Origin of the sequence: Stenotrophomonas sp. Ste86 (assembly GCF_024519465.1) — a bacterium.
Classification (GTDB): domain Bacteria; phylum Pseudomonadota; class Gammaproteobacteria; order Xanthomonadales; family Xanthomonadaceae; genus Stenotrophomonas.
Map to the genome: position 1 here is coordinate 1 of NZ_JALJRW010000027.1, position 24,781 is coordinate 24,781.

Below are 24,781 nucleotides of genomic sequence, written 5' to 3' on the forward strand. Positions count from 1 at the left end.
TTCGCGGGACCGTCGTACGCCATGGATGGCGTACGCGAGCCTCCAGGGATGGATTCACGGCGTGTCCCGCGAACTCACACCCCCCCGCCCAGCCACGTCGCAAGCGGCAACCTGCCCTCGCTCGCAGTTGCGGTCGCCCTTCACCCCACCCGTAGACACCCGCAAAAAACACAAAAAAAAGCGGCGACGCTTTCGCGCCGCCGCATTTGTATCGCTCGATCATCCCAAGCCGTTACAGGATGTAACGACTCAAATCCGGATCCTGCACCAGCTCGCCCAGATGCGCGTCCACGTAAGCCTGATCGATGCTGATGGTCTCGCCGTCGCGGTCGGGGGCCTCGTAACTCAGCGTATCCAGCAGACGCTCCAGCACCGTGTGCAGACGACGGGCACCGATATTCTCCTGGCGCTCGTTGACCTGGAACGCGATCTCGGCCAGACGGTCCACCGCATCCACGGTGAATGTCATCGACACACCCTCGGTCTGCAGCAACGCCTCGTACTGCTTGGTCAGCGCTGCCTTCGGCTCGGTCAGGATGCGCACGAAGTCCTGCTTGCTCAGCGCGCCCAGCTCCACCCGGATCGGGAAACGCCCCTGCAGCTCCGGAATCAGATCGCTCGGCTTGGCCAGATGGAACGCGCCGGAGGCGATGAACAGAATGTGGTCGGTCTTGATCGTGCCGTACTTGGTGGACACGTTGGACCCTTCCACCAGCGGCAGCAGATCGCGCTGCACGCCCTCGCGCGACACATCGCCACCGCCGACGTTGTCGCCGCGCTTGGCCACCTTGTCGATCTCGTCGATGAACACGATGCCGTGCTGCTCGCAGGCCTCGATCGCCGCGCTGCGGATATCGTCCTCGTTGACCAGCTTGCCGGCCTCTTCCTCGACCAGCAGCGGACGCGCCGCCTTGATCGACAGCGTGCGCTTCTGCGCCTTCGCCCCACCCATGCTCGAGAACATCTGGCGCAGCTGCTGGCCCATTTCCTCCATGCCCGGCGGGGTCATGATGTCCATGCTCACGTTGGCCGAGACTTCCAGCTCGATCTCGCGCTCGTCCAGCTCGCCATTGCGCAGCATCCGGCGGAACTTGATGCGGGTTTCATTGTCCTGCGCCGACGGCTCGTTGCGCGCGGCCTCGGCATCGAAGCCGATTCCGGCGCTGCGACGCGGCAGCAGCGCATCCAGGATGCGGTCTTCGGCACGCTCTTCGGCCTGGGTGCGCACGCGCACCTTGGCCTGCTCGCGGTACAGCTTGACGGCCGTGTCGGCCAGGTCGCGGATGATCTGCTCCACGTCCTTGCCGACGTAGCCCACTTCGGTGAAGCGGGTAGCTTCGACCTTGACGAACGGCGCGTTGGCCAGCGTGGCCAGGCGACGCGCGATCTCGGTCTTGCCCACGCCGGTCGGACCGATCATCAGGATGTTCTTGGGCATCACTTCATTGCGCAGCTCGGCCGGCAGCTGCATGCGCCGCCAGCGGTTGCGCAGCGCGATGGCGACCGCACGCTTGGCGTCGTGCTGGCCCACGATGTGCCGGTCCAGCTCCTGCACGATCTCGCGCGGGGTCATGGTGGCGGAGGAGACTTCAATCTTGTGCGGCATGGGTGTGCTCACGAATGAATGTGGTGTGTCGGGGTTGCCGGCCAGCGGCCGGCACTACGCCATGTAGCGGGTGCAGAGCCCCCTGAGTCAGGGGGCTGCCGCGAAGCGGCGGGGCATGTTGCGCAGCAACGCGTGGGGCGGCAGCGCGAATGCGCTGACGGTACCCGTCAAAGCTCTTCAACCACCACGTTGCGATTGGTGTAGATGCAGATGTCGCCGGCGATGTTGATCGACTCGGTGGCGATCGTGCGGGCGTCCAGTTCGGTGTGCGCCATCAGCGCGCGTGCGGCCGACAGGGCGTAGGAACCGCCGGAACCGATGGCGATGATGCCGTCCTCCGGCTCGATCACATCACCGGTGCCACTAATGATCAGCGAGGTGTCCTTGTCGGCCACCGCGAGCAGCGCTTCGAGCTTGCCCAGGCGGCGCTCGGTGCGCCAATCCTTGGCCAGCTCCACCGCCGCACGCTGCAGCTGGCCGTGCTTTTCCAGCTTGGCCTCGAACAGTTCGAACAGGGTGAACGCATCGGCCGCGGCACCGGCGAAACCTGCCAGCACCTGGCCCTCGCGACCCAGCCGGCGCACCTTGCGGGCATTGCCCTTCATCACCGTGTGGCCGAGCGTGACCTGGCCGTCGCCGGCGACGGCGACATGCCCGTTGCGGCGCACCGAAATGATGGTGGTGGCATGAAATACGTTGGGGTTCTGACTGGGGTCCATGGAGCCTCCGGGGTGACAAGGACTGAGGTGGGGTCGTTGCCGGAGGCTTCAACCCACCCTGCCCTGCGCCCGGGTGACGCAGCGGATCGATTCAGCTTTCGTTGCCGCTCTTGCGCCGCTTGGCGCGCGGGTGGGCCGCATCGTAGACCTTGGCCAGGTGCTGGAAATCCAGGTGGGTGTAGATCTGCGTGGTGGCGATATCGGCATGGCCGAGCAGCTCCTGCACTCCGCGCAGGTCGCCGGAGGATTCCAGGATGTGGCTGGCGAAACTGTGCCGCAGCATGTGTGGGTGCACATGCTTGAACAGGCCTTGGCGCTGGGCCAGCCCACGGATGCGGATCTGGATCGCGCGCTGGGTGATCGGCCCGCCCTTGCGACCGGGAAACACCGGCTGTGCCTCGCCACCGCCACTCTCGCCACGCCAGCCTTCCAGCGCGGTGCGCGCGTGCGAACCGAACGGCACGCGACGCTGGCGGTTGCCCTTGCCCAGCACGTTGACCAGCCCGGTGGCGAAATCCAGATCGCGCCAGATCAGCGCGCACAGTTCGCTCAGACGCAGCCCGGAGGAATAGAACAGCTCCAGCAGCGCGCGATCGCGCAGGCCCAGGGGCGCATCGGTGGGCAGTTCGACCAGCTGCACCGCTTCATCAGCGTCCAGCACCTGCGGCAGCTTGCGTGGTGCCTTGGGCGCCTTCAATCCGGCGGCGGGGCTGACCGTGATGCGACGGTGCTTGAGCAGCCACGCATAGAAACTGCGACAGCCCGACAGGCGGCGCTGCAACGATTTGGGCGCCAGCCCGCGACGATGCTCGGCGGCGATGAACTGGCGCAACTGCTCGCCATCCAGCGCTTCGATCACCGCGCCCTGCTTCTGCGACCACGCCTCCAGCGCCTCCAGGTCGCGGCGGTAGGCATCCAGCGTGTGCGCCGACATGCGCCGCTCGACCTCCAGGTAGCCAAGGAACTCGGCGGCGGCGCTCATGGCAACGGGAGGGCGTACGGACTCAGGCCTGCGCGAAGCGCTTCAACGCCACGCCCAGCGACTCGCCCATCATGCGCAGGAACAGCGTGCCCATGCCGGGATAAAACCGATTGGCATCGCGGCTGCCGACCGCGATCAGGCCAACGCCCGGCAGCGGCAGCAATGCGCTGGACTGCACTTCCTCGACGCGCTCCTGGTACAGCAACGTACTCTTTTCATGCTGCAGGCGGCCGCAGATCGGCTCGCCATCCTTGAGGCAATCGCGGAACGCGCCCAGCGCGGCACTGTCCTCGGCGACCACCTGCAACCACGGTGCCTGCTCCAGCCCCTCCACCGGGTGCAGCATCACCAGCCGGACCAGATCGCCGGCGAAATCCTCTTCCAGCGACGCGGCCATCGCGCGCAGCGTGTCGGCGGCGGTGGTCTGCTTCATCAGCGCCAGGGTCAGCTGGTGGGTGCGCACGGCCAGGCGTTCGTTGACCTGTGCGTTGCCGGCCAGCTCGGCCAGCCGCCGCGACAGTTCGCGGTTCTTGTCGCGCAGCACGTCCAGCTGGTAGCTGGCCAGCGACGCGGTAGGACCGTCATCGCGCGGCACCACCAGGGTCAGGGCCAGGTCGGGGAACTGCTTGAGGAACGCCGGATGCCGACGCAGCCATGCGGCGACTTCATGCGCACCGATCTTTTCGACGGTCTCGTTCATGCGTTCCACTCCCCTTCAAAGACGAAGGCTGCCGGGCCGGACATCACCACCTGGGCGTCGTCGGCCGGCCAGCGCAGGCGCAGCGTACCGCCCGGCAGCGACAAGGTGGCATCACGCTCCAGGCGACCGCGCTGCATCATCACCACCGCCGCGGCGCAGGCGCCGCTGCCGCAGGCCAGCGTTTCGCCGACGCCGCGTTCGTACACGCGCAGGCGTGCATGGGTGGGATCGAGCACCTGCACGAAGCCGACGTTGACCGACTGCGGGAAGGTTGCGTGCTGCTGCAGCAGCGGGCCGAGCCGTTCGACCGGCGCCGCGTCGACCAGGCCGACCTCGATCACCGCATGCGGATTGCCCATCGACACGGCGCCGAAGCGCACCGTGTCGCCCTGCAGCGGCAGCAGGTATTCGTCGCGGGCGCGGGCGAAACCGAGCAGTGGGATCTGCTGGGGTTCAAAGCGCGGCACGCCCATGGCCACCGCGTACTGGTCATCGGCCAGGCGTTCAATGCTGTGGGTGGCCAGCGGGCTGTCGATGGTGAAATGGTTGCCGCCGGCCGCGCCGTCGCGCACCAGCCAGGCCGCCACGCAGCGCGCGCCGTTGCCGCACTGCTCGGACTGGGAGCCATCGGCATTCCAGATCCGGTAGGACGCCACCGAGCCTTCCGCGCGCGGGGCTTCGATGGTGAGGATCTGGTCGCAGCCGACGCCGGTGTGGCGGTCGGCCAGCCGTGCGGCCAGGGCCGGGGTGGGTTCGGGGGTGCCGTCGCGCAGGTCCAACACCACGAAGTCATTGCCGGCACCGTGCATCTTGCTGAAGCGCAGTGCCGTGGACGCGGCCTTATTCATTCCCGTCTTCGGACTTCAGCGGTGCATCGACCGGATCGGGCACCACCGGCGGCGTGTTGCTGTCATCGGCCGGGGGCGTGGTTTCATCAGTGGCCGGCTCGGCCACTTCTTCCACCGGCACCGGCTTCTGCGGCAGCACCAGCGGGCCCTTGTTGCCGCAGGCGGCAAGGAGAAGCAGCGAGGCCGCTGCCAACGGAATCAGGATTCGGTTGCGATGGGGGATGCTCATGCCCCGAGTATAGCCGCGCCCTCTTTGGCCGAGGGTATCGATTCGATGAACGTGGCCAGGCGGGGTGTCGGCCGATGTCCGGCTACGATGCGTGTCCTGATGGGGTCATGGGCTGCCGGCCAGCGGCCGGCTACGATGCGTGCCCTGATGGGGTCCTGGGTAGCCGGCCAGCGGCCGGCTACGATGCGTGTCCTGACGGGGTCCTGGGTTGCCGGCCAGCGGCCGGCACTACCGGTCGGTGGGGGGTTGCGGTCGGCTCCAGAGCCAGATTGCCACCACGGTCATGCTGCCGATGGACAGCCATTTCACCCAGGCGATCGGCACGCACCACAGCATGATGCCCGCGCACGCGGTCATGGTCAGGGTGGCCATCCATTTGGCGTAGCGGCTGACCGCACCATGGGCCTGCCAGTTGACGATGGCCGGGCCGAAGCGTGGGTGCTGCAACAGCCAGGCGTGCAGGCGCTCGGAGCCGCGCGAGGCGGCCCAGGCCGAGATCAGGATGAAGACCGTGGTGGGCAACCCCGGCACGAAGATGCCGACGATGCCGGTGCCCAGACTGGCATAGGCCAGCAACCACCATGCCCAGCGGAACCGCACCACCGGCCGCGGGGCCGGTGCATCGGGAACATCAGGGCGCTCAGGCAGGGTCACGCATGCAGCATAGCGAGGCCGGACGGCAACGGCGATGGTCCGCGCCATACGCGCCGCCGACGACGCGGGGCCGTCGGCGGACCGGGTTGCCGGCCAGCCGCCGGGCTTACCGGGTGGTTTGGGTCACGCCGAGCTGGTCGAGCACGAACGCATACGATTCGGCCAGCTCGTGGTAACGCTGGAAACGCCCGGACTTGCCGCCGTGGCCGGCCTCCATGTTCGTGCGGAACACGATCGGATGGGTACCGGTGTTGTCATCGCGCAGCTTGGCCACCCACTTGGCCGGCTCCCAGTACTGCACCTGCGAATCCCACAGGCCGGTGCCGACGAACAGCGCCGGATAGGCCTGCTTCCTGACGTTGTCGTAGGGCGAATAGGTGAGCATGTAGTCGTAGTACTCGCGCTGCTCCGGGTTGCCCCACTCGTCGTATTCGTTGGTGGTCAGCGGGATGCTGGCATCGAGCATGGTGGTGACCACGTCCACGAACGGCACCTGCGCGACCATCACCCGGTAATCCTGCGGGGCCTGGTTGGCCACCGCGCCCATCAGCAGGCCACCGGCGCTGCCGCCGGAGGCCGCCACGCGGTCCTTGGACGCATAGCCCAGGCGGACCAGTTCGCGGGTGACATCGACGAAGTCGTTGAAGGTGTTCTGCTTCTTGAGCAGCTTGCCCTCCTCGTACCACGCGCGGCCCATTTCCTCGCCACCGCGGATGTGCGCGATGGCGTAGACCACGCCGCGGTCGAGCAGGCTGACCACGCTCTGGTTGAAACCGGGGTCCATCGACATGCCGTAGCTGCCATAGGCGTACTGGTACAGCGCGGCGCTGCCGTCCTTCTTGAACCCGTTGCGATACACCAGCGACACCGGCACCTTGACGCCATCACGCGCGGTCACCCAGACCCGCTCGGTGGTGTACTGCGACGGGTCGTAGCCGATCACCGGCTGCTGCTTGAGCTGGCGACGCTCGCCGGTGACGGTGTTGAGTTCGAAGGTGGTGGTCGGGGTGGTGAGCGAGTTGTAGGCGTAGCGCAGCCACGGGCTGTCCGGCTCGGGATTGGCGGCCAGGCCCATCGAGTAGGCCGGTTCGTCGGCCTTGACGTAGTCCTGGCGACCGTCCGGGTACAGCAGGCGGATCCGCTCCAGGCCATTGGAGCGCTCGGCGATCGCGCTGAAGCCGTCGAACAGCTCGAAGCCTTCGACCAGCACCGCATCATCGTGCGCGACCCAGTCGGTCCACTGCTTGCGCGAGGTGGCATTGCTCGGCGCGGTGACGATCTTGAAGTTCTTCGCATCGGCATCGTTGGTACGGATCACCCAGCGACCGTTGAAGTGGTCGGCATCGTATTCGACGTCGCGCGCACGCGCGGCCAACAGCGTGAATGCCTGTGGATCGGCGGCCGGTGCGTAGCGTGTTTCCGAGCTGACCGTGCTGTGCAGTTCGATGGTGAGGTACTTATCGTCGCGGGTGCGGCCCACGCCCATGTAGAAGCTGTCGTCCTTCTCTTCGTAGACCAACACGTCGCTGCTGGTCGGCGTGCCCAGTACGTGCTTCTTCACCCGTACGGTGAGCAGGGTTTCCGGGTCATTCTCGACGTAGAACAGGGTGCGGTTGTCATCGGCCCAGACCACGTTCGGGGAGACGTTCTCGATGCGGTCCGGCAGCACCTGGCCGGTGCGCAGGTCCTTGAAGCGGATCACGTACTGGCGGCGGCCGACGTCGTCTTCGGCCCAGGCCAGCAGCTGGTTGTCCTGGCTGACATCGGCATCGCCGACATCGAAGTAGTTCTTGCCCTCGGCCATCACGTTGATGTCCAGCAGGATCTCTTCCGGCGCGTCCATGCTGCCCTTGCGCCGCGCTTGGATCGGGTAGTCCTTGCCGGTTTCGAAGCGGGTGTAATACCAGTAGCCGCGATCACGCGCGGGCACGCTGGCATCGTCCTGCTTGATGCGCGCGACGATCTCTTTGTAAAGCGTGTCTTCGAGCGGCTTGAGCGGCGCCATCACCTGGTCGGTGTACGCATTTTCCGCATTCAGGTAGGCCAGCATCTTCGGCGCTTCGCGCTTGTCGTCGCGCAGCCAGTAATAGTCGTCGTTGCGGGTGGCCCCGAACGGCGCCTTGACCGTGTGCGGGTGCTTCTCGGCGTCGGGTGGGGTCAGCGCGGGGGCGGCATGCACGGTGGAGGTCATCAGGCTGGCAACCAATAAGCAAAGGGCGGGTTTCACGAGATAAGGCTCCTGGCGGGGGAATGCAATGGCGTCCGTGTTCGCCCCAGTCTGGGCGGCCGGTGGGGCAGCGGCAAGCAGGGCGGTCGCCACTGCCCCTAGAATGCGCCAGATGAGCACCCCCACGATCACGGCCGGCTACAGCCGCCGCAGCCAGGAAATCGAGCCCTTCCATGTGATGTCGCTGCTGGCCCGCGCGCAGGCGCTGGAACAGGCCGGCCACGATGTCATCCACCTGGAGATCGGCGAGCCGGACTTCACCACGGCCGCGCCGATCGTCCAGGCCGGCCAGGCCGCGCTGGCCGCCGGCCACACCCGCTACACCGCCGCGCGCGGCCTGCCGGCCCTGCGCCAGGCCATCGCCGGTTTCTACCACGACCGCTACCAGGTGCAGATCGACCCGGAGCGCATCCTGGTCACCCCCGGTGGCTCGGGCGCGCTGCTGCTGGCCAGCAGCCTGCTGGTGGACCCGGGCAGGCACTGGCTGCTGGCCGATCCGGGCTATCCCTGCAACCGGCACTTTCTGCGCCTGGTGGAAGGCGCGGCGCAGCTGGTGCCGGTGGGCCCGCAGACGGCCTACCAGCTGACCCCGGAACTGGTCGAGCACCACTGGAACGCCGACAGCGTCGGCGCGCTGGTGGCCTCGCCGGCCAACCCGACCGGGACGGTGTTGTCGGCGCAGCAGCTGGGCGGGCTGTCGCAGGCGTTGAAGGCCCGCGGCGGGCACCTGGTGGTGGACGAGATCTACCACGGCCTGACGTACGGGATGGACGCGGCGAGCGTGCTGCAGGTGGACGACGAGGCGTTCGTGCTCAACAGTTTTTCCAAGTACTACGGGATGACGGGCTGGCGCCTGGGTTGGCTGGTGGCACCACCGCAGGCGGTGCCGGACCTGGAGAAGCTGGCGCAGAATCTGTACATCAGTGCGTCGAGCATTGCCCAGCACGCGGCGCTGGCCTGTTTCGCGCCGGAGACGATCGCGATTTTCGAGCAACGCCGCGCGGCCTTCCGCGAGCGTCGCGATTACCTGCTGCCGGCACTGCGCGCGCTGGGCTTCCGTATCGAGGTGGAGCCCGAAGGGGCGTTTTACCTGTACTGCGACGTGAGCGCGTTCACCGATGATGCGCAGGCGTTCTGTACGCACTTCCTGGAAACCCAGCACGTGGCGTTTACCCCGGGCCTGGATTTCGGGCACTACCGCGCCAACGAGCACGTGCGGTTGGCCTACACGCAGGAGGTGCCGCGGTTGGAAGAGGCGGTGGCGCGTATCCGGCGTGGGTTGGAGACGTGGGTACGGTGATGCGGTGGTGTTTTAGGAGCTTTAGAAGCTGAAAAGCTGCAAAAACTGCAAAAGCTGAAAAGGCACAGAAGCCGCAAAGGCGGCGAACGGTCGAGCTGGGCGGGGATGTGTGGATTCGCGGGACACGCCGTAAATCCATCCTTGGAGGCTCGCGTACGCCATCCATGGCGTACGACGGTCCCGCGAATCCACACACCCCCACCCCCAGACAACTGGTCGGTGGCCATGGCACAACGCGAAAGCGCCAGCACAAGGCATCGCCGGCTTCACCGCTCTTCGCTTCCCTGCTTCTTGGTTGCGCACCCGCACACTGTCAAGGGCGGGTACGGGTGGGTGTGCGGGACCGTCGGGCGCCATGGATGGCGCCCGCGAGCTTACATGGATGTACTTGCAGCGTGTCCCGCACACCCACCCGTACCCGCCCAAGCCAGCGAAGGCGCACACCCGCGGCGGTTGAAAATGAAGTTGACGTTGATCCTGCAGTTGCCTTCCGCACTTGAAAGCCCGCCGCAGGCGAAAGAAAAACCCAAAAAAAACGCCACGCATTGCTGCGTGGCGTTGAAACTGGGGTGAGGCCAACACGACGCCCCACCACCCGGAGTCGGACCGAAGATGCATTCGGCTATTCTCTGCGGCTACCGGGCCGATGGGCCATCCCAGCAGTTGAGCAGCGCTCAACGGTACCAGTCGAGCAACGCTCGACTCTACCGCAACTGCTCCCACAGGAAGCTATAGGCCAATGCCGACATATGCGCGGCCTGCGCATTGTTCGCCGCACCGCCGTGACCGCCCTCGATGTTCTCGTAGTAGGTCACATCCTTGCCGGCCGCGATCATCTTGGCCGCCATCTTGCGGGCATGGCCCGGATGCACCCGGTCATCGCGGGTGGAGGTAGTGAACAGCACCGGCGGGTAGGTCTTGTTCGGATCGAACAGGTGGTACGGCGAGAAGGTCTTGATGAAATCCCAGTCGGCCGTATCCGGATTGCCGTACTCGGCCATCCACGACGCGCCCGCCAGCAGGTGGCTGTAGCGCTTCATGTCCAGCAGCGGCACCTGCACCACCACCGCCCCGAACAGCTCGGGGTACTGGGTGAGCATGTTGCCGGTGAGCAGGCCACCGTTGCTGCCGCCCTGCACGCCCAGGTGTTTGGCCGAGGTGATCTTGCGGCTGACCAGGTCGCGTGCGACCGCGGCCATGTCTTCATACGCCTTGTGGCGGTTCTGCTTCAGCGCCGCCTGGTGCCAGCGCGGGCCGTACTCGCCGCCGCCACGGATGTTGGCCACCACGTACACACCGCCCTTCTCCAGCCACGCCCGGCCCATGCCGCCCGAATACGACGGCGTCAGCGAAATCTCGAAGCCACCGTAGCCGTACAGCAGGGTCGGGTTGGAACCGTCCAGCTTCATGTCCTTGGCATGCACCACGAAGTACGGCACGCGGGTGCCGTCCTTGCTGGTGGCGAAGTGCTGCTCGATCACCTTGCCGTCGGCATTGAAGAACGCCGGCATGGTCTTGAGCACTTCCGGCTGCTTGCCGATCTCGGCCAGCGCCAGGGTGGTCGGGGTCAGGTAGTCGGTGACGGTCATCCACACCGCGTCGCTGTCGTCGGCATCGACCGCACCGACGGCCACGGTGCCGAACGTCGGCGCGCCGGTGAAGTCGCTCTTCTTCCAGCCATTCTCGGTCGGGGTCAGCACGCTCAGGCGGCTCTTGACGTCGTCGAGCACGTTGAGCACCAGGTGATTCTTCGTCCAGCTGGTGCCGGCCAGCGACGTCGTCGCGGTCGGGGCGAACAGCACCTCGAACGCGCGCTTGCCGGCGATGAAATCATCCAGCTTGGTCACCAGCAGGGAACCGGCGGTATAGGTCTTGCCGCCCACGGTCCACGGTTCGCGCAGTTCCAGGGTCAGCCATTGCTTGCGCAGGCCTTTCTCTGCCGAGTTCGGCGCATCGATCCTGGTGAGCGTGCCATCGTTGCCGCGCAGGTAGACCTCGTTGTTGTAGAAGGCCAGCGTGCGGCTGACCAGGTTGCGCTCATAGCCGGGGGTGTCGTCGTGCATCGCCGCGATGTACATGTCATCGGGTTTGCCTTCGTAAACCATGCTGGCCGAGGTCATCGGGGTGCCGCGCTTCCACAGCTTGGCCACGCGCGGGTAGCCGGAGGTGGTCATCGTGCCGTCACCGAAATCGGTGTAGACGAACACCGTGTCGCGATCGATCCAGTTCAGACCGCCCTTGGATTCGGGGCGGAAGAAACCGTCCTTGATCCAGGTCTTGTCGGCCAGGTTGAATTCTCGGGTGACATCGGCATCGGCGCCGCCGCGCGACAGCGCGATCAGGCAGCGCGAGTAATCCGGGCGCAGGCAGTCGGCACCGTGCCAGACCCAGTTTTCGCCTTCGGCCTTGTTCAGCGCGTCCAGGTCGAGCACGGTTTCCCAGGTCGGCGACGCCTTGCGGTATTCGGCCAGCGTGGTGCGGCGCCACAGGCCGCGCTCGTGCTGCTTGTCCTTCCAGAAGTTGTAGTAGTAGTCGCCAATCTTCTGCACGCCGGGGATCTTGGCGTCCGAATCGAGCACCTCGCGGATGCTGGCTTCCATCTGCTTGAACGCCGGGGTCTGGGCCAGGCGGCCTTCGGACTTGGCGTTCTGCTGCTTGACCCAGTCCAGCGACTTGTCGCCGGTGACGTCTTCCAGCCACGCGTAAGGGTCGGCGGGGGTCTCAGCGGCCATGGCGGTACCCACCGTACCGGCCGTGATCAGGCCTGCCATCAGGCAGGCCGAAGCGATGTTGGACATTGAAGCTCCAGGCAGTCATAAGCCCCGGACGCTATCACACGGTCTGGCCGGCGCTCCCGTGTCGAAGGTCAGGGCGCGCGGTACGCGGCGCCACGCGGGTGCGGCGGCGGGCCTGTGGGCCGCGACGGCGCGTGCTGCGGCGGCGTAGCAGCAGCTGCGGCAGCCGGAACCGGTACAGGCTCCACCAGGCCAGCCACGGCATGCCGACCAGCCACAGCGGCAACCAGCCCAGCCAGACACTGCTGCCGCGGGCGGCCGGCCACACCAGGACCAGGGCCAGTCCCGCCAGGGCGAGTTGCCGGACCCAGCGCAGCACCTGCGGATCGGGCGCGCTGGCGGTGCGCGAGGGACCGTGTGAACGTGGTTGACGACGCGAAGACGACAAGGGCATGACACGACTCCGTGCGAAAGTGATGCGTCACCTTGCCGTGCCACCATCTCACTGGCTGCGACCTGCCGCCGCCGCATGGAGGGCCAGTGTGAACGCCACCATTGACGTTCTCCGTCGTCCCACCCACCATGCCCCTGCCAGCCACTGGAGCCTCCTGCCGCATGTCTCTGAACCGCCCGCTTCGCGCTGTCCTGTTGCTGTCGACGCTGTCGCTGCTGTCCGCCTGCGCCTTCCGCCACGAGGCCAAGCCGACCCCGGCACCGGTGGCCAGCGAATCGACAGGCGCTCCGATCGACCTGCAGCGGTTCATGGGCACCTGGTATGTGATCGGCCGTGTTCCCAATCCGGTCGAACGCGGCCACGTGGCCAGCGTCAACGAATTCAGCCTGCGTGGCGACCAGAAGGTGAGCATCACCTACCGCTATCGCAACGGCTTCTCCGAACCGCAGCAGCAGCTGACCGTGCGTGCCTCGGTGGACGAGGACAGCGGCAACCACAACTGGCGTACCTGGTTCTACAAGGTCGTGCCGACCCATACCCGCGTGCTGGAAGTGGCGCCGGACTATTCATGGGCGATGCTCGGCTACCCGGGCCGCGAGATGGCCTGGATCTTCGCGCGCAAGCCGGACATGGACAAGGACCTGTACAAGGAACTGGCCACCCGCCTGCGCGACGAGTACGGGGTCAATACCGACAAGCTCAAGCGCGTGCCGCAGCACCCCGAGCAGGTGGACCGGTTGGGCTATGAGGTCCCGAACGTCCGCTGATGCCGGTGGTCACGCCGCCTGGCGTGGCTGCACCCTGCTCTCGATTTCCCGGCGGGTGGGGAGCGTCTTGAGGTCGTATTCGGCCTGCAGGGCCAACCACGAGGCGGCATCGCCACCAAAGTGACGTGCCAACCGTACTGCGGTGTCGGCCGTGACGCCGCGGGTTTCATGCACGATCGCGTGCAGACGCGTAGGCGGCACATCCAGTGCCCGCGCCAGCCCGGTGATGCTCAGCTGCAAGGGCCGCAGGAACTCCTCGCGGAGGATCTCGCCGGGGTGGACGGCCCTGAGTTTGTTGATGGGTCGGCTCATGCGTGGCTGGATGATCGGATGACCCAACCAGCGTAGTGCATCCCGTGCGCCCGCTTGGCAATCAAGGTCACACACCGATCAAACGGCCGTACCGACCAACGGTCGGTACCTGCCAATCACTTCCGGCTGTAGCGCGTCACCAGCCAATCGCCCAGCATCTGCAGGGCCTGCACCAGCACCAGCAGCAGCACCACGGTGACCAGCGCCACGTCGGTGTGCGAGCGCTGGTAGCCATCGCGGAACGCCAGGTCGCCCAGACCGCCCGAGCCGATCGCACCGCCCATCGCGGTGAAGCCGATCAGCGCGATCACGGTAACAGTGGCGCCGGCGATCAGGCCGGGGCGCGCTTCGGGCAGCAATACGCGGGTGACCAGCTGCCAGGTGGTGGCGCCCATCGCCTGGGTGGCTTCGATGACGCCACGGTCGACTTCGCGCAGGGCGGTTTCCACCAGCCGTGCATAGAACGGCGCTGCACCGATCACCAGCGGCACGATCGCCCCGCGCACACCCAGCGAGGTACCCATCATCCACAGCGTGAGCGGAATCAGCACGATCATCAGGATGATGAAGGGCACCGAGCGCAGCAGGTTGACCAAAAGCGCCAGCGCGCCGTACAGCACCGGTTTGCGATGCAGCTGCGGCGAGCCGGTAAGGAACAGCAGCACGCCCAGCGGCAGGCCGATGACCAGGGTCAGCGGCAGCGAGCCGCCGAGCATCAACAGGGTATCCAGCGTGGCCTGGCCGATATCGGCCCACTTGCCCGCATCGAGATGGCGGAAGAAGCCGCCTGCAGCAGCCAGGATCATCGACGCAGCTCCTCGAGGTGGACACCGGCGGCGACGAAACCGGCCTGCGCGGCCTGCACGTCGCCCCCGACCAGCGACACGGTCAGCTGGCCATACGGGGTGTCCTTGATCCGGTCGATGCGGCCGGACAGGATGTTGTAGTCCACGCCGGTGTCGCGCGCGATGCGGCCCAGCAGCGGTTCGTAGGTGTCCGCACCCAGGAAGGTCAGGCGCACGATGCGCCCGGCCACGGCCTGGAAGTCCTTGTGCAGCTCGCCTTCGTCGACCTGTTCGGACTCGTTGACGAAGCGCCGCGTGGTCGGATGCTGCGGGTGCAGGAAAACGTCGGTGACCGGGCCGGTTTCGACCAGGTGGCCGGCATCGAGCACGGCCACGCGGTCGCAGACGCGGCGGATCACGTCCATCTCGTGGGTGATCAGCACGATGGTCAGGCCGAGTTCGCGGTTGATCCTGCCCAGCAGCTTGAGCACCGAGGCGGTGGTCTGCGGGTCCAGCGCGCTGGTGGCCTCATCGCACAGCAGGATCTGCGGACGGGTGGCCAGCGCGCGGGCGATGCCGACGCGCTGCTTCTGGCCGCCGGACAGCTGCGCGGGGTACTTGCCCGCGTGCGCCTCCAGGCCGACGGTGTGCAGCAATTCGTCCACGCGCGCATCGATTTCCGCGCGCGGGGTACCGGCCAGTTCCAGCGGGAAGGCGACATTGGAGGCCACCGTGCGCGAGGACAGCAGGTTGAAGTGCTGGAAGATCATGCCGATCTTCCGCCGCAGCACGCGCAGGCCGGCCGCGTCGAGCGCGGTGACATCCTCGCCGTTGATCAGCAGGCGCCCACCGGTGGGTTCCTCGAGCCGGTTGATCAGGCGGATCAGGGTCGATTTGCCCGCACCGGAATGGCCGATGATGCCGAACACTTCGCCGGCCTCGATGGTCAGGTCCAGCGGCTGCAGCGCGGCGATCGCGCGGCCGCCGACGGCATAGGATTTGTGCAGGCGCTGGAACTCGATCACTTCGCGGTCAACCGGGCATCGACGGGAGGGGGCGTGCAGCCTACCAGCGCGGGACGGCCCTGGCCCGTGCGGCAGCGCGCAATGATATTCCGTTTGGTTCTAAGGCAGCGTGATCGGGGCCGGGCGGGCCCCGCGCGGGCTCAGGGATGGTCCAGCGGTGTGGGCGGCTGGACCTGGCGGATGCGCTCGCGGTGCAGCAGGTACAGGCCGGAGGCGACGATGATCGCCGCGCCCAGCCAGGTCGCCCCATCCGGCAGCGCGCCCCAGAACAGCAGGTCCCAGCCGATCACCCAGACCAGCCCGGTGTATTCCAGCGGAGCGATCATCGATGCCTCGCCGAGCTGGAAGGCGCGGGTCAGGGCGACCTGGCCCCCTGCCCCGGCCAGGCCCATGCCGGCGATCAGCGCGGCGTGGCCGAGCTGCAACGGCTGCCAGTCCGGCAGGGCCAGCAGGCCGGCGCCGATGGCCATGATCACCAGGAACCACACCACCATCGACTGCGGGGTGTCGGTGCGGGTGAGCATGCTGACGGTGATCGCGGCGACCGCGTAGGCGGTGGCGGCCAGCAGCACCATCAGCCCGGGGATGGAGATGAAGCCGCCCACGCCCGGACGCAGCACCACCAGCACCCCGACCAGGCCGATGCCGATGGCGATCCAGCGGCGCGGGCCCACGTGCTCACCCAGCAGCGGCACCGAGAGCGCGGCGATCAGCAGCGGGGCGACGAAGTAGATGGTGTAGGCGGTGGACAGCGGCAGGCTGCGCAGGGCGTAGACGAAGCAGCCGATCATCGCCATGCCCAGCACGCCGCGCAGCAGGTGCAGGGCCCAGCGCCGGGGCACCAGCGAGCGCGGGCCGGCGGTGGCCAGCACCCAGACCAGCACGAACGGCAGCGAGGCGGCGCCGCGCAGGAAGGTGACCTGCAAGGTGGGGTAGCTGGCCGAGAGCTGCTTCATGCCCGCATCCATCAGCGAGAAGCAGGCGACGGCGATCAGCATCCAGGCGACGGCGCGGGTGGGGGATTTCTGCGTGTTCATGGCCCATTATCGCCGCCTTGGCCGGGCCGTCCATGGTGGCTTGATAGAATGTGGGCATTCATCCGCTGGAGTTTGCCCATGCCCTCTTTTGACGTTGTTTCCGAAGTCGACACCCACGAGTTGACCAACGCGGTCGACCAGGCCAACCGCGAGCTGTCCACGCGCTTCGATTTCAAGGGGGTGGAGGCGGAGTTCGTGCTGGAAGACAGCGTGATCACCCAGTCCGCGCCGAGCGATTTCCAGCTGCAGCAGATGACCGACATCCTGCGCCAGCGGCTGACCGCGCGGAAGATCGACGCAGCGTGCCTGGAGTTTGGTGACATCGAATCCAATCTGGCCGGTGCGCGGCAGAAGATCACGGTCAAGCAGGGCATCGAGCAGAAGGTGGCCAAGAAGATCGCGGCGAAGATCAAGGAAGCCAAGCTGAAGGTGGACAGCCAGATCAACGGCGACAAGCTGCGGGTGACGGGCAAGAAGCGCGACGACCTGCAGGATGCGATGGCGCTGCTGAGGAAGGAGACCTTCGAGGTTCCGCTGCAGTTCGACAATTTCCGCGATTGATCGAACGCGGATCTTCCGCTGGCATTGCCGGCCGCTGGCCGGCAACCACGCACAGCTATCCGCGCAGGTGCTTGTAGAGCGTTGTGCGCGAAATACCCAGCTGGCGCGCCGCTGCGGTGACGTTGCCCTGGTGCGCGGCCACGGCATCGCGCACGCTTTGCGTGGTCAGCGCGCGCAACGAACGGCTGCCGACCTCGCGGACGTCTGCATCGCTCCCCACCCCGGCGCGTGCCGCAAGCGGTCCACGCAGGTACTGCACCTGCACGGCGCTGTCTTCGGCAAGGCGTACACGGTACGCAGGGCCCGCCTGCAGCAGGCGGCGGCGCTGGTGCACGCTGGCGCCAGCGAACAGGGCATCGAGGGTCAGCAGGGGCAGCGGGCCGCGTCGGGGCAGGCCGAACAGGCGTCGCGCGACGCGGTTGGCGGCACGGATGTGGCCGTCTTCTTCCACCGCCAACAGGCCCTGCAACGGAGAATGCAGCCAGCGCGCGTCGTGCTGCACGGCCAACAGGTGGCAGGGCCGGTGTTCGCGCATGAGGCGGTTTTCGGTGGACAGCGCGGCCTGGCGGAAATAGCCGTGCAGCAGTTCAGCATCGCGTTCGCCGGTGCCGGTGATGTCCAATGCGCCCAGGACCTGTCCGTCCAGTCCGTGCAGCGGCACGCTCAGGCAGAACACCGAGGCGAAGCGGTCCAGGTAGTGTTCGTTGCCGCGTACCAGTGCAGGCGCATCGTCGGCGAGGCTGCATGCCGGTGCGGTGGTGCCGATATCGATCTCGCGCAGGCGTCTGCCTATCTGGATCGGGCGCAGCACCGGCACGTCCGCCAGGCCATGCTCGCGCTGGGCCACGACCGTGCCGTCGGCATTGACGCAGAACAGGGTCCACTGGCGTCCGCCAAAGGCGGCCCAGAGGTGGTCGAGGTCCTCGCGGACGCAACGCGCCAGGCGGCGGTCGGCCGGGTCTTCCAGGCGCGGACCGGAGGTCGCCAGCGGCGCGTAATGCGGCGCCTGCCACGGTTGCACGCCGGCCAGCCGTGAGCGCTTCCAGGAACGCTGCACCGACGGCGCCAGCAACGATTCGGCCAGCGCCCCGCCGTCGGCGAAGCGCTGGCGCGCGGCAGCCAGTACCTGCTGCTGTTCCCGTTGCATCACGGCCATCGGTCACCTCCCAGGGGACTGACAGCGTACACCCGGCAACCTGACTGCCTGTGCCGTCGCGGATAGCCATGTCCGCGACGGATTGTTTCACTTGCCCAGGGTCAGGATCGGCTTGAGGGTCACCCCGCGGGTGCTGTCTTCAGCCGCCTGGTTGATCTGGTCCAGCGGATAGAACCTGACCAGCTTGTCGAACGGGAAGCGGCCCTGCTGGTACAGCTGCACCAGCTGCGGGATGAACACCTTGGGCACGCTGTCGCCCTCGACGATGCCACGGATGCTGCGCCCGCCGAGCAGCAGGTTGTTGACGTCGAACTCGGCCTTGGTGCCCAGCTTCGGCGCACCGACCACACCGATCACGCCGCGCCCGCCAAGCGCTTCGATGCCCTGTGCCAGCACCTCCGGGCGACCGGTGGATTCCAGCGCGAAGTTGGCACCGCCGCCGGTGATCTCGCGCACGGCTTCAACCACATCCACCTCGCGGCTGTTGATCACGTGGGTGGCGCCCAGTTCCTTGGCCAGCGCCAATCGCGACGGCACCACATCGATGGCGATGATGGTGGTCGCCCCGGCAACGCGGGCGGCCATCACCGCGCTCAGGCCGACGGCACCGGCACCAAAGCTGGCGAAGCTGCTGCCGGCGCTGACCTTGAGCGAGTTGATCACCGCACCGGCGCCGGTCTGGATGCCGCAGCCGAGCGGGCCAAGCAGTTCGATCGGCGCATCCTCGGGCACCTTGATGGCGTTGTTCTCGCGGCTCAGCGCATAGGTGGCGAACGAAGACTGCGCGAAGAAATGATCGTGCAGCGGGTTGCCGTCCGGATCCTGGATCGCGGTGGAACCATCCAGCGCGCCACCGCCGAAGTTGAGCCCGAAGAAATCCTTGCAGTACGCACCGTGGCCGCCGCTGCAGGGATTGCAGTGACCACAGGCGCCGTAGGTCAGCACGACGTGGTCGCCGACCTTGAGGTCCTTCACGCCCGGGCCAAGCGCTTCGACGATACCCGCGCCTTCATGGCCAAGCACCGCAGGCAGCGGCACCGGGTAGTACTGGTCGCGCACGATCAGGTCGGTATGGCACAGGCCGGTGGCGACCACGCGGACCAGCACTTCGTCGTCCTGCGGGCCGCGGATGCGGGCCTTTTCGATGGTGAACGGCTGTTCCTTCTCGCGCACCACGGCCACGGTGATGTCGCGCAGTTCGGTTGTTGCGGTCATGTCGGTTTCCTTCTCAGATCGGGTAGGCGGGCGCTTCGCCCTTGACGGTCAGCCACTGCCACTGGGTGAACTCGTCGATGTTCGACGGACCGCCGATGCTGGTGCCGTTGCCGGACGCGCCGACGCCACCGAACGGATTGATCACCTCATCGTTGACGGTCTGGTCGTTGATGTGCAGCAGGCCGGTACGCAGCTGCTCGCCGAGCGTTAGCGCGCGACCGACATTGCTCGACACGATCGCCATCGAAAGGCCGTACTCGCTGTCGTTGGCCAGCGCGACGGCATCGTCGTCGGTATCGAACGGCACCACCACCGCGACCGGCGCGAAGATCTCTTCGCGGAAGGCCGGGTTGTCACGGCCCACATCGCTGAGCACCGTCGGTTCGAAGAACAGGTCCTTGTAGCCGCCGCCCGTGGCCAGGGTGGCACCGGCGGCCTGCGCCTCGGCGACGATGCGTGCGGCGTGGTCACGCTGCTGTGCGTTGATCAGCGGACCGATCGCCACATCGCCCGTCGCCGGATCACCGACCTTGAGCGATCTTGCCTTGGCCACCAGTTTCTCCAGGAAGCGCGCATGGATGCTGCGCTGGACCAGCACGCGGCCGGTGGCCATGCAGATCTGACCCTGGTGCAGGTACACGCCCCAGGCGGTGTTGGCGACGGCCAGGTCGAGGTCGGCGTCGTCCAGGATGATCAGCGAATTCTTCCCGCCCAGTTCCAGCGAGACTTTCTTCAGGTGCTTGCCCGCCGCCTCGCCGACCTTGCGCCCGGCACCGGTGGAACCGGTGAACTGGATCATGGCGATGTTGGGATCGCTGGTGAGCGCGGCACCGGCGGCGCCGTCCCCGGGCAGCACGTGCAGCAGGCCCGCCGGCAACCCGGCCAGCTCGAACAGGCGCGCGATGACGAAGCCGCCGCACACGGCGGTCCGCGGATCGGGCTTGAGCACCACCGCATTGCCCAGCGCGAGCGCCGGCGCGACCGCCCGCATGGCCAGGTACAGCGGGAAATTGAACGGTGCGATCACCCCGACCACGCCGAGGGGACGCCGCCGCGCCAGGTTGAGGCGGCCGGGTTCGGAGGGCAGCACTTCGCCGATGCTGCGCGAGGGCAGCGCGGACGCTTCGTGCAGCGCCTTGGTGTTCACCTTCGCTTCGGAGCCGGCCTTGAGCCGGGTGGAGCCGCTTTCGCGGACCAGCCACTGCACGATGTCATCGTTGTACTGCTCGGCCAACTGCGCAGCGCGGCGAAGTACCTGGGCGCGCGTCTCGTACGGGGCGGCGGCCCATTCGCGCTGCGCCTTGGCGGCGGTGGCAGCGGCCGCGGCGATGCCGGCCGGGTCGGTCATGGCGATCTTCCCGAGGGTGTTGCCGGTGGCCGGTTCGATCACGTCCTGGACGCCGGCGCCGGTCTGCCACGTGCCGTCGAACAGTTTGCCGGACCACAGATCCGTGGGAAGGAAGGAGGATGTTTCAGTCATTGTCTGCTCGCCTTTATCGTTCTGGTTCACCCGGACATTCAATACCCGCACGGCGGCGCTGCCTATTGGCCTCTGGCCGCATTCGGCACAAGTGCTTGCCGCACAAGGACTTTGCAGCATGCCCACTGTCCAGTTAATGGACAGTAGGCATGCGGTGCGGGGCCGGTCGCCGAGCAGCACCCTGTCCGCGCCGATACGCGCCCGTGCCGTCCTGCGCCTTACAATCGCCTGCCCAGCCCGCGATACCGCCCGCCATGAACGATGACCGCTTCACCGACAGCAGCGCCCCGGACGGCACCGATTTCATCGCCGAAACCCGCACCTGGCTGGAGCAGATCGTCATCGGGCTGAACCTGTGCCCGTTCGCCAAGGCGGTGTACGTCAAGGACCAGGTGCGTTTCGTACTCAGCGATGCCACCACCCCGGAGGCACTGGTGGAGGAACTGGCCGAGGAACTCGTACTGCTGCGCGACACCCCGGCCGAGCAGATCGACACCACGCTGATCGTGCATCCGCACGTGCTGGGCGACTTCCTGGAGTACAACGATTTCCTCGACAACGCCGATGCCGCGATCGAGGCGCTGGACCTGCAGGGCATCCTGCAGGTGGCCAGTTTCCACCCGCAGTACCAGTTCGCCGGGGCGGCCGCCGATGACGTCAGCAACTACACCAACCGTTCGCCCTACCCGACCCTGCACCTGCTGCGCGAAGACAGCGTCGAGCGCGCCGTGGCCGCGTTCCCGGACCCGGACGTGATCGTGGAGCGCAACATCGAAACGCTGGACAAGCTGGGCGTGGAAGGCTGGACGCGCCTGCTCGGGCGCAAGGACAACTCACGGTGCCACTGACCCCGGCCATTGCCGAGTGGGCACCGCAGCCGCTGCGCGATCGCGTGGTGATCGTCACCGGCGGTGCGCAGGGCGTGGGCCGCGGCATCGCGCAGGCGGTACTGGGTGCCGGCGGCAGCGTGATGCTCGCCGACCTCGATGCCGATGCCGGCAAGGCCTGCCTGAAGGAGTGGGCATTGCCCGAACGCGCGGCCTTCCAGCGCGCGGACGTGGTCAACGAACGCAGCGTGCAGGCGCTGGTGAAGGCGACGCTCAAGCGCTTCGGCCGCATCGATGGGCTAGTCAACAACGCCGGCATCGCCAGCGCGCATGGCACGCCGCTGGCGGCGATGACGCTGGCCGAATGGCAGCGCCGGCTGTCCAGCCTGCACGGCGCGTTCCTGTGCAGCAAGCACGCGCTGCCGGCCCTGCGCGAACACGACGGGGCGATCATCAACATCGCTTCGACCCGTGCATGGCAGTCCGAGGCGGACAGCGAGGCCTATGCCGCCGCCAAGGGCGGGCTGGTGGCGTTCACCCATGCGCTGGCGCTGAGCGAAGGCCCGGACGTGCGGGTCAACAGCATCAGCCCGGGCTGGATCACCACCGATGCCTGGCAGGGGCCGGCGCGCCGCCGCACGCCGACGCTGTCGCGCCGCGACCATGCACAGCACCCGGTCGGGCGGGTGGGCCAGCCGGAAGATATCGGCGCGCTGGCGGTGTTCCTGCTGTCGGACCTGTCCGGCTTCATCACCGGGCAGGACCACGTGGTGGATGGCGGCATGACCCGGAAAATGATCTACGCCGAATGAAACCGGCCCGCATGGCCCCCCACGACCCCACGGCCCGCATGGCCGGTAGAGCCGAGCCATGCTCGGCTGCTCTTCGCCCCGGCGCCTGCCTGTCGTCACGGTGGCTGCTCTTCGCCCCGGTGCCTGCCTGTCGTCACGGTGGCTGCCCTTCGCCACGGTGCCTGCCCGTCGTCACGGTCGCTGCCCTTCGTTCCGGGTCTGCAGCGCGTCAGCCGAGCGTGGCTCAGCTCTACGCCCACCCTTCCTCTGGAATGCGCTGCCGCCGCCGGGCGGTTTACCCCGCCATGCCGTTGTGCCGCAGCAGCGCATCCACGCGGGGCGCGCGCCCACGGAAGGCGGCGAAGTTTTCCGCCGCACTGCGGCTGCCGCCGCGTGACAGCACTTCGTCGCGGAAGCGCCTGCCGGTGTCGGCGGTGTTGCCCGGTGCTTCCTCGAACGCGGCATACGCATCAGCGCTGAGCACCTCGGCCCACTTGTAGCTGTAGTACCCGGCCGCATAGCCGCCGGCGAAGATATGGCTGAACTGATGCGGGAAGCGGTTCCATGCCGGCGGGCGGTTGACCGCGACTTCGTCGCGCACGCGCTCGAGCAGCTGCAGCACGGTGTCCTGCAGCGGATCGAAGCTGCTGTGCAGTTGCATGTCGAACAGCGCGAATTCGAGCTGGCGCACGGTGAACATGCCGCTCTGGAAATTGCGCGCGGCGAGCATGCGATCGAACAGCGCGCGCGGCAGCGGCTGGCCGCTGTCCACGTGCGCGGTCATGCCCTGCACCCGCTCCCACTCCCAGCAGAAGTTCTCCATGAACTGGCTGGGCAGCTCCACCGCATCCCATTCCACACCGTTGATGCCGGCCACGCCAAGCTCGCCGATGCGGGTCAGCAGTTGATGCAGCCCATGGCCCATTTCATGGAACAAGGTGGTGACTTCGTCGTGGCTGAAGGTGGCCGGCTTGCCCTCGGCGCCCTTGCCGAAGTTGCACACCAGGTACACCAGCGGGGTCTGCACGCCGGCCGCGGTATCGCGACGGTTGCGGCAATCGTCCATCCACGCGCCACCGCGCTTGCCTTCGCGTGCGTACAGGTCCAGGTAGAACTGCCCCACCAACGCGCCCTGCGCATCGACCAGGCGGAAGAAACGCACGTCCGGATGCCAGACCGGCGCCGTGTCCGGCTGCACCTGCAGCCCGTACAAGCCTTCGATCACGGCGAACAGTCCAGCGAGCACCTTGGGCTCAGTGAAGTACTGCTTCACTTCCTGCTCGGAATAGCTGTAGCGGGCCTGCTTGAGCTGCTCGCTGGCAAACGCCAGGTCCCAGGCCTCCAGCGTCTGCAGGCCCAGTTCGTCGCGCGCGAACAGGTCCAGTTCGGCGCGGTCGCGCTGCGCATGCGGCTTGGCGCGCGCGGCCAGGTCGCGGAGGAAGCCGAGCACCTGCGCGGCGTCTTCGGCCATCTTGGTGGCGATCGAGTACTCGGCGTAGTTGGCAAAGCCCAGCAGTGCGGCCAGTTCGGCACGCAGGGCCAGCACGCGGTCGATGTTGGCGCTGTTGTCCCACGCGGCATCGCCGAACTCGGACGCACGCAGCGCGTTGGCACGGTACAGCGCCTCGCGCAGCGGGCGGTGCGTGGCATAGGTCAGCACCGGCAGGTAACACGGCATCTGCAGGGTCAACTTCCAGCCGGACAGACCGTCCTTCTCCGCTGCCGCACGTGCCGCGGCGATCACATCGTCGGGGAGCCCGGCCAGCTCGGCCGGATCTTCCACGTGCAGCGACCAGGCATCGGTCGCGTCAAGCACGTTCTGCGAGAACGTCGCCGACAGCGCCGACAGTTCTTCCTTGATCGCACTGAAGCGCGCCTTGCCGGCGTCATCCAGTTCGGCGCCGCCCAGGCGGAAGTCGCGCAGGGCGTTGTCCAGCACCTTGCGTCGGGCGTCATCGTACTGCGCCGCTTCCGGTGCGGCAGCCAGTGCGCGGTACTGCTGGAACAACGCCAGGTTCTGGCCCAGCGCGCTGCCGAAGCGGGTCACCTTGGGCAGGTTGGCGTTGTAGGCCTCACGCAGCGCCGGGGTGTTCACCACGCCCTGCAGGTGGCCAACCTGGCCCCAGGCGCGCCACAGGCGCTCGGTGGCATCGTCCAGCGGCACCACGAAGCTGGCCCAGGTCACCGGGCTGACGGTTTCGGCCGCTGTCACCGCGGCGTCGGCCTCGGCCAACAGCGCGTCGATCGCCGGGGCGATGTGCTCAGGCTGGATCGCGTCGAAGCGCGGCAGGCCGGAAAAATCGAGCAGGGGGTTGGTGGGGGTCACAGGCATCTCCAGACAACGGGGCCGCGGCAGCGGCATTCCCCCACG

The 24,781-nt window shown here is 67.3% G+C and carries 23 protein-coding genes; 5 read left to right on the plus strand and 18 right to left on the minus strand.

The features are described 5' to 3' along the window. Positions 1-232 precede the first annotated feature (232 nt). The 8 genes from hslU to NR101_RS17230 all read right to left on the minus strand — a co-directional run bounded on the left by hslU (position 233) and on the right by NR101_RS17230 (position 7,965). Complete coding sequence (gene hslU / locus NR101_RS17195) at positions 233-1,606, minus strand: ATP-dependent protease ATPase subunit HslU (protein ID WP_256776945.1); 1,374 nt, start codon at positions 1,604-1,606, stop codon at positions 233-235. A gap of 167 nt (positions 1,607-1,773) precedes the next feature. Next, positions 1,774-2,325, minus strand: a complete 552-nt coding sequence (gene hslV, locus NR101_RS17200) for an ATP-dependent protease subunit HslV (RefSeq protein WP_019183676.1) — start codon at positions 2,323-2,325, stop codon at positions 1,774-1,776. Between the two features lie 91 nt (positions 2,326-2,416). Further along, positions 2,417-3,307, minus strand: a complete 891-nt coding sequence (xerC, locus tag NR101_RS17205; protein ID WP_256776944.1) for a tyrosine recombinase XerC — start codon at positions 3,305-3,307, stop codon at positions 2,417-2,419. 22 nt (positions 3,308-3,329) lie between these two features. Beyond that, the gene (locus tag NR101_RS17210) at positions 3,330-4,007 is read right to left on the minus strand and encodes a DUF484 family protein (protein ID WP_256776943.1); all 678 of its coding nucleotides are present in this window, start codon (positions 4,005-4,007) and stop codon (positions 3,330-3,332) included. Beyond that, a complete protein-coding gene (dapF, locus tag NR101_RS17215; RefSeq protein ID WP_256776942.1) occupies positions 4,004-4,855 on the minus strand; it encodes a diaminopimelate epimerase in 852 nt (283 codons plus the stop codon). The genes NR101_RS17210 and dapF overlap by 4 nt, the downstream gene beginning before the upstream one ends. Then, complete coding sequence (locus tag NR101_RS17220) at positions 4,848-5,084, minus strand: lipoprotein (RefSeq protein WP_256776941.1); 237 nt, start codon at positions 5,082-5,084, stop codon at positions 4,848-4,850. Before NR101_RS17220 ends, dapF begins: the two co-directional genes overlap by 8 nt. A 228-nt stretch (positions 5,085-5,312) precedes the next feature. Further along, positions 5,313-5,738, minus strand: coding sequence for a YbaN family protein (locus NR101_RS17225; RefSeq protein ID WP_256776940.1), 426 nt, complete (start codon positions 5,736-5,738; stop codon positions 5,313-5,315). A 106-nt stretch (positions 5,739-5,844) separates the two neighbouring features. Beyond that, a complete protein-coding gene (locus tag NR101_RS17230) occupies positions 5,845-7,965 on the minus strand; it encodes a S9 family peptidase (RefSeq protein ID WP_256776939.1) in 2,121 nt (706 codons plus the stop codon). 112 nt (positions 7,966-8,077) lie between these two features. On the opposite strand from NR101_RS17230, the gene NR101_RS17235 reads away from it, so the two are divergent. After that, positions 8,078-9,265, plus strand: a complete 1,188-nt coding sequence (locus NR101_RS17235; protein WP_256776938.1) for a pyridoxal phosphate-dependent aminotransferase — start codon at positions 8,078-8,080, stop codon at positions 9,263-9,265. Positions 9,266-9,969: 704 nt separating this feature from the next. Here the strand turns inward: NR101_RS17235 and NR101_RS17240 are convergent. Together NR101_RS17240 and NR101_RS17245 are read right to left on the minus strand one after the other, a co-directional pair. After that, a complete protein-coding gene (locus NR101_RS17240) occupies positions 9,970-12,063 on the minus strand; it encodes a prolyl oligopeptidase family serine peptidase (protein WP_256776937.1) in 2,094 nt (697 codons plus the stop codon). Positions 12,064-12,097: 34 nt separating this feature from the next. Continuing rightward, positions 12,098-12,454, minus strand: a complete 357-nt coding sequence (locus NR101_RS17245; RefSeq protein ID WP_256776936.1) for a hypothetical protein — start codon at positions 12,452-12,454, stop codon at positions 12,098-12,100. A 161-nt stretch (positions 12,455-12,615) separates the two neighbouring features. Here NR101_RS17245 and NR101_RS17250 point away from each other — a divergent pair, with 161 nt between their 5' ends. Then, the gene (locus NR101_RS17250; protein ID WP_256776935.1) at positions 12,616-13,221 is read left to right on the plus strand and encodes a lipocalin family protein; all 606 of its coding nucleotides are present in this window, start codon (positions 12,616-12,618) and stop codon (positions 13,219-13,221) included. Between the two features lie 9 nt (positions 13,222-13,230). On the opposite strand, the gene NR101_RS17255 is transcribed toward NR101_RS17250, so the two are convergent. From NR101_RS17255 to NR101_RS17270, 4 genes are all read right to left on the minus strand, one after another. Next, positions 13,231-13,533 carry a HigA family addiction module antitoxin gene (locus NR101_RS17255; protein ID WP_256776934.1) on the minus strand — a complete coding sequence of 101 codons (303 nt, stop codon included), beginning with the start codon at positions 13,531-13,533 and terminating at the stop codon, positions 13,231-13,233. Positions 13,534-13,649: 116 nt separating this feature from the next. Continuing rightward, a complete protein-coding gene (locus NR101_RS17260) occupies positions 13,650-14,339 on the minus strand; it encodes a methionine ABC transporter permease (RefSeq protein ID WP_256776933.1) in 690 nt (229 codons plus the stop codon). After that, the gene (locus NR101_RS17265; RefSeq protein WP_256776932.1) at positions 14,336-15,343 is read right to left on the minus strand and encodes a methionine ABC transporter ATP-binding protein; all 1,008 of its coding nucleotides are present in this window, start codon (positions 15,341-15,343) and stop codon (positions 14,336-14,338) included. Before NR101_RS17265 ends, NR101_RS17260 begins: the two co-directional genes overlap by 4 nt. Positions 15,344-15,483: 140 nt before the next feature. Then, complete coding sequence (locus NR101_RS17270) at positions 15,484-16,380, minus strand: DMT family transporter (protein WP_256776931.1); 897 nt, start codon at positions 16,378-16,380, stop codon at positions 15,484-15,486. Between the two features lie 78 nt (positions 16,381-16,458). Between NR101_RS17270 and NR101_RS17275 the strand changes: the two genes are divergently transcribed. After that, the gene (locus NR101_RS17275) at positions 16,459-16,941 is read left to right on the plus strand and encodes a YajQ family cyclic di-GMP-binding protein (RefSeq protein ID WP_256776930.1); all 483 of its coding nucleotides are present in this window, start codon (positions 16,459-16,461) and stop codon (positions 16,939-16,941) included. A 55-nt stretch (positions 16,942-16,996) separates the two neighbouring features. Here the strand turns inward: NR101_RS17275 and NR101_RS17280 are convergent, their stop codons facing one another. The 3 genes from NR101_RS17280 to NR101_RS17290 all read right to left on the minus strand — a co-directional run bounded on the left by NR101_RS17280 (position 16,997) and on the right by NR101_RS17290 (position 20,792). Then, positions 16,997-18,097 carry a helix-turn-helix domain-containing protein gene (locus tag NR101_RS17280; protein WP_256776929.1) on the minus strand — a complete coding sequence of 367 codons (1,101 nt, stop codon included), beginning with the start codon at positions 18,095-18,097 and terminating at the stop codon, positions 16,997-16,999. 87 nt (positions 18,098-18,184) lie between these two features. Next, positions 18,185-19,312: an NAD(P)-dependent alcohol dehydrogenase gene (locus NR101_RS17285; protein ID WP_256776928.1), complete on the minus strand. Its 1,128-nt coding sequence runs from the start codon at positions 19,310-19,312 to the stop codon at positions 18,185-18,187. Between the two features lie 13 nt (positions 19,313-19,325). Next, positions 19,326-20,792: a benzaldehyde dehydrogenase gene (locus NR101_RS17290; RefSeq protein WP_256776927.1), complete on the minus strand. Its 1,467-nt coding sequence runs from the start codon at positions 20,790-20,792 to the stop codon at positions 19,326-19,328. Positions 20,793-21,046: 254 nt separating this feature from the next. Between NR101_RS17290 and NR101_RS17295 the strand changes: the two genes are divergently transcribed. Together NR101_RS17295 and NR101_RS17300 are read left to right on the plus strand one after the other, a co-directional pair. Then, positions 21,047-21,640 (plus strand): DUF1415 domain-containing protein, encoded by a 594-nt coding sequence (locus NR101_RS17295; RefSeq protein ID WP_256776926.1) that lies wholly within the window; start codon positions 21,047-21,049, stop codon positions 21,638-21,640. Next, positions 21,631-22,431, plus strand: a complete 801-nt coding sequence (locus NR101_RS17300) for an SDR family oxidoreductase (RefSeq protein WP_256776925.1) — start codon at positions 21,631-21,633, stop codon at positions 22,429-22,431. The genes NR101_RS17295 and NR101_RS17300 overlap by 10 nt, the downstream gene beginning before the upstream one ends. A 274-nt stretch (positions 22,432-22,705) precedes the next feature. On the opposite strand, the gene NR101_RS17305 is transcribed toward NR101_RS17300, so the two are convergent. Beyond that, positions 22,706-24,742: a M3 family metallopeptidase gene (locus tag NR101_RS17305; protein WP_256776924.1), complete on the minus strand. Its 2,037-nt coding sequence runs from the start codon at positions 24,740-24,742 to the stop codon at positions 22,706-22,708. Between the last annotated feature and the right edge of the window lie 39 nt (positions 24,743-24,781).

What these genes read in the sequence shown, in the direction of transcription:
- hslU (WP_256776945.1), bottom strand. Translation starts at nt 1,606, where the DNA reads ATGCCGCACAAGATTGAAGTCTCCTCCGCCACCATGACCCCGCGCGAG.
- hslV (WP_019183676.1), bottom strand. Translation starts at nt 2,325, where the DNA reads ATGGACCCCAGTCAGAACCCCAACGTATTTCATGCCACCACCATCATT.
- xerC (WP_256776944.1), bottom strand. Translation starts at nt 3,307, where the DNA reads ATGAGCGCCGCCGCCGAGTTCCTTGGCTACCTGGAGGTCGAGCGGCGC.
- NR101_RS17210 (WP_256776943.1), bottom strand. Translation starts at nt 4,007, where the DNA reads ATGAACGAGACCGTCGAAAAGATCGGTGCGCATGAAGTCGCCGCATGG.
- dapF (WP_256776942.1), bottom strand. Translation starts at nt 4,855, where the DNA reads ATGAATAAGGCCGCGTCCACGGCACTGCGCTTCAGCAAGATGCACGGT.
- NR101_RS17220 (WP_256776941.1), bottom strand. Translation starts at nt 5,084, where the DNA reads ATGAGCATCCCCCATCGCAACCGAATCCTGATTCCGTTGGCAGCGGCC.
- NR101_RS17235 (WP_256776938.1), top strand. Translation starts at nt 8,078, where the DNA reads ATGAGCACCCCCACGATCACGGCCGGCTACAGCCGCCGCAGCCAGGAA.
- NR101_RS17240 (WP_256776937.1), bottom strand. Translation starts at nt 12,063, where the DNA reads ATGTCCAACATCGCTTCGGCCTGCCTGATGGCAGGCCTGATCACGGCC.
- NR101_RS17245 (WP_256776936.1), bottom strand. Translation starts at nt 12,454, where the DNA reads ATGCCCTTGTCGTCTTCGCGTCGTCAACCACGTTCACACGGTCCCTCG.
- NR101_RS17250 (WP_256776935.1), top strand. Translation starts at nt 12,616, where the DNA reads ATGTCTCTGAACCGCCCGCTTCGCGCTGTCCTGTTGCTGTCGACGCTG.
- NR101_RS17255 (WP_256776934.1), bottom strand. Translation starts at nt 13,533, where the DNA reads ATGAGCCGACCCATCAACAAACTCAGGGCCGTCCACCCCGGCGAGATC.
- NR101_RS17260 (WP_256776933.1), bottom strand. Translation starts at nt 14,339, where the DNA reads ATGATCCTGGCTGCTGCAGGCGGCTTCTTCCGCCATCTCGATGCGGGC.
- NR101_RS17270 (WP_256776931.1), bottom strand. Translation starts at nt 16,380, where the DNA reads ATGAACACGCAGAAATCCCCCACCCGCGCCGTCGCCTGGATGCTGATC.
- NR101_RS17275 (WP_256776930.1), top strand. Translation starts at nt 16,459, where the DNA reads ATGCCCTCTTTTGACGTTGTTTCCGAAGTCGACACCCACGAGTTGACC.
- NR101_RS17280 (WP_256776929.1), bottom strand. Translation starts at nt 18,097, where the DNA reads ATGGCCGTGATGCAACGGGAACAGCAGCAGGTACTGGCTGCCGCGCGC.
- NR101_RS17285 (WP_256776928.1), bottom strand. Translation starts at nt 19,312, where the DNA reads ATGACCGCAACAACCGAACTGCGCGACATCACCGTGGCCGTGGTGCGC.
- NR101_RS17290 (WP_256776927.1), bottom strand. Translation starts at nt 20,792, where the DNA reads ATGACTGAAACATCCTCCTTCCTTCCCACGGATCTGTGGTCCGGCAAA.
- NR101_RS17295 (WP_256776926.1), top strand. Translation starts at nt 21,047, where the DNA reads ATGAACGATGACCGCTTCACCGACAGCAGCGCCCCGGACGGCACCGAT.
- NR101_RS17305 (WP_256776924.1), bottom strand. Translation starts at nt 24,742, where the DNA reads ATGCCTGTGACCCCCACCAACCCCCTGCTCGATTTTTCCGGCCTGCCG.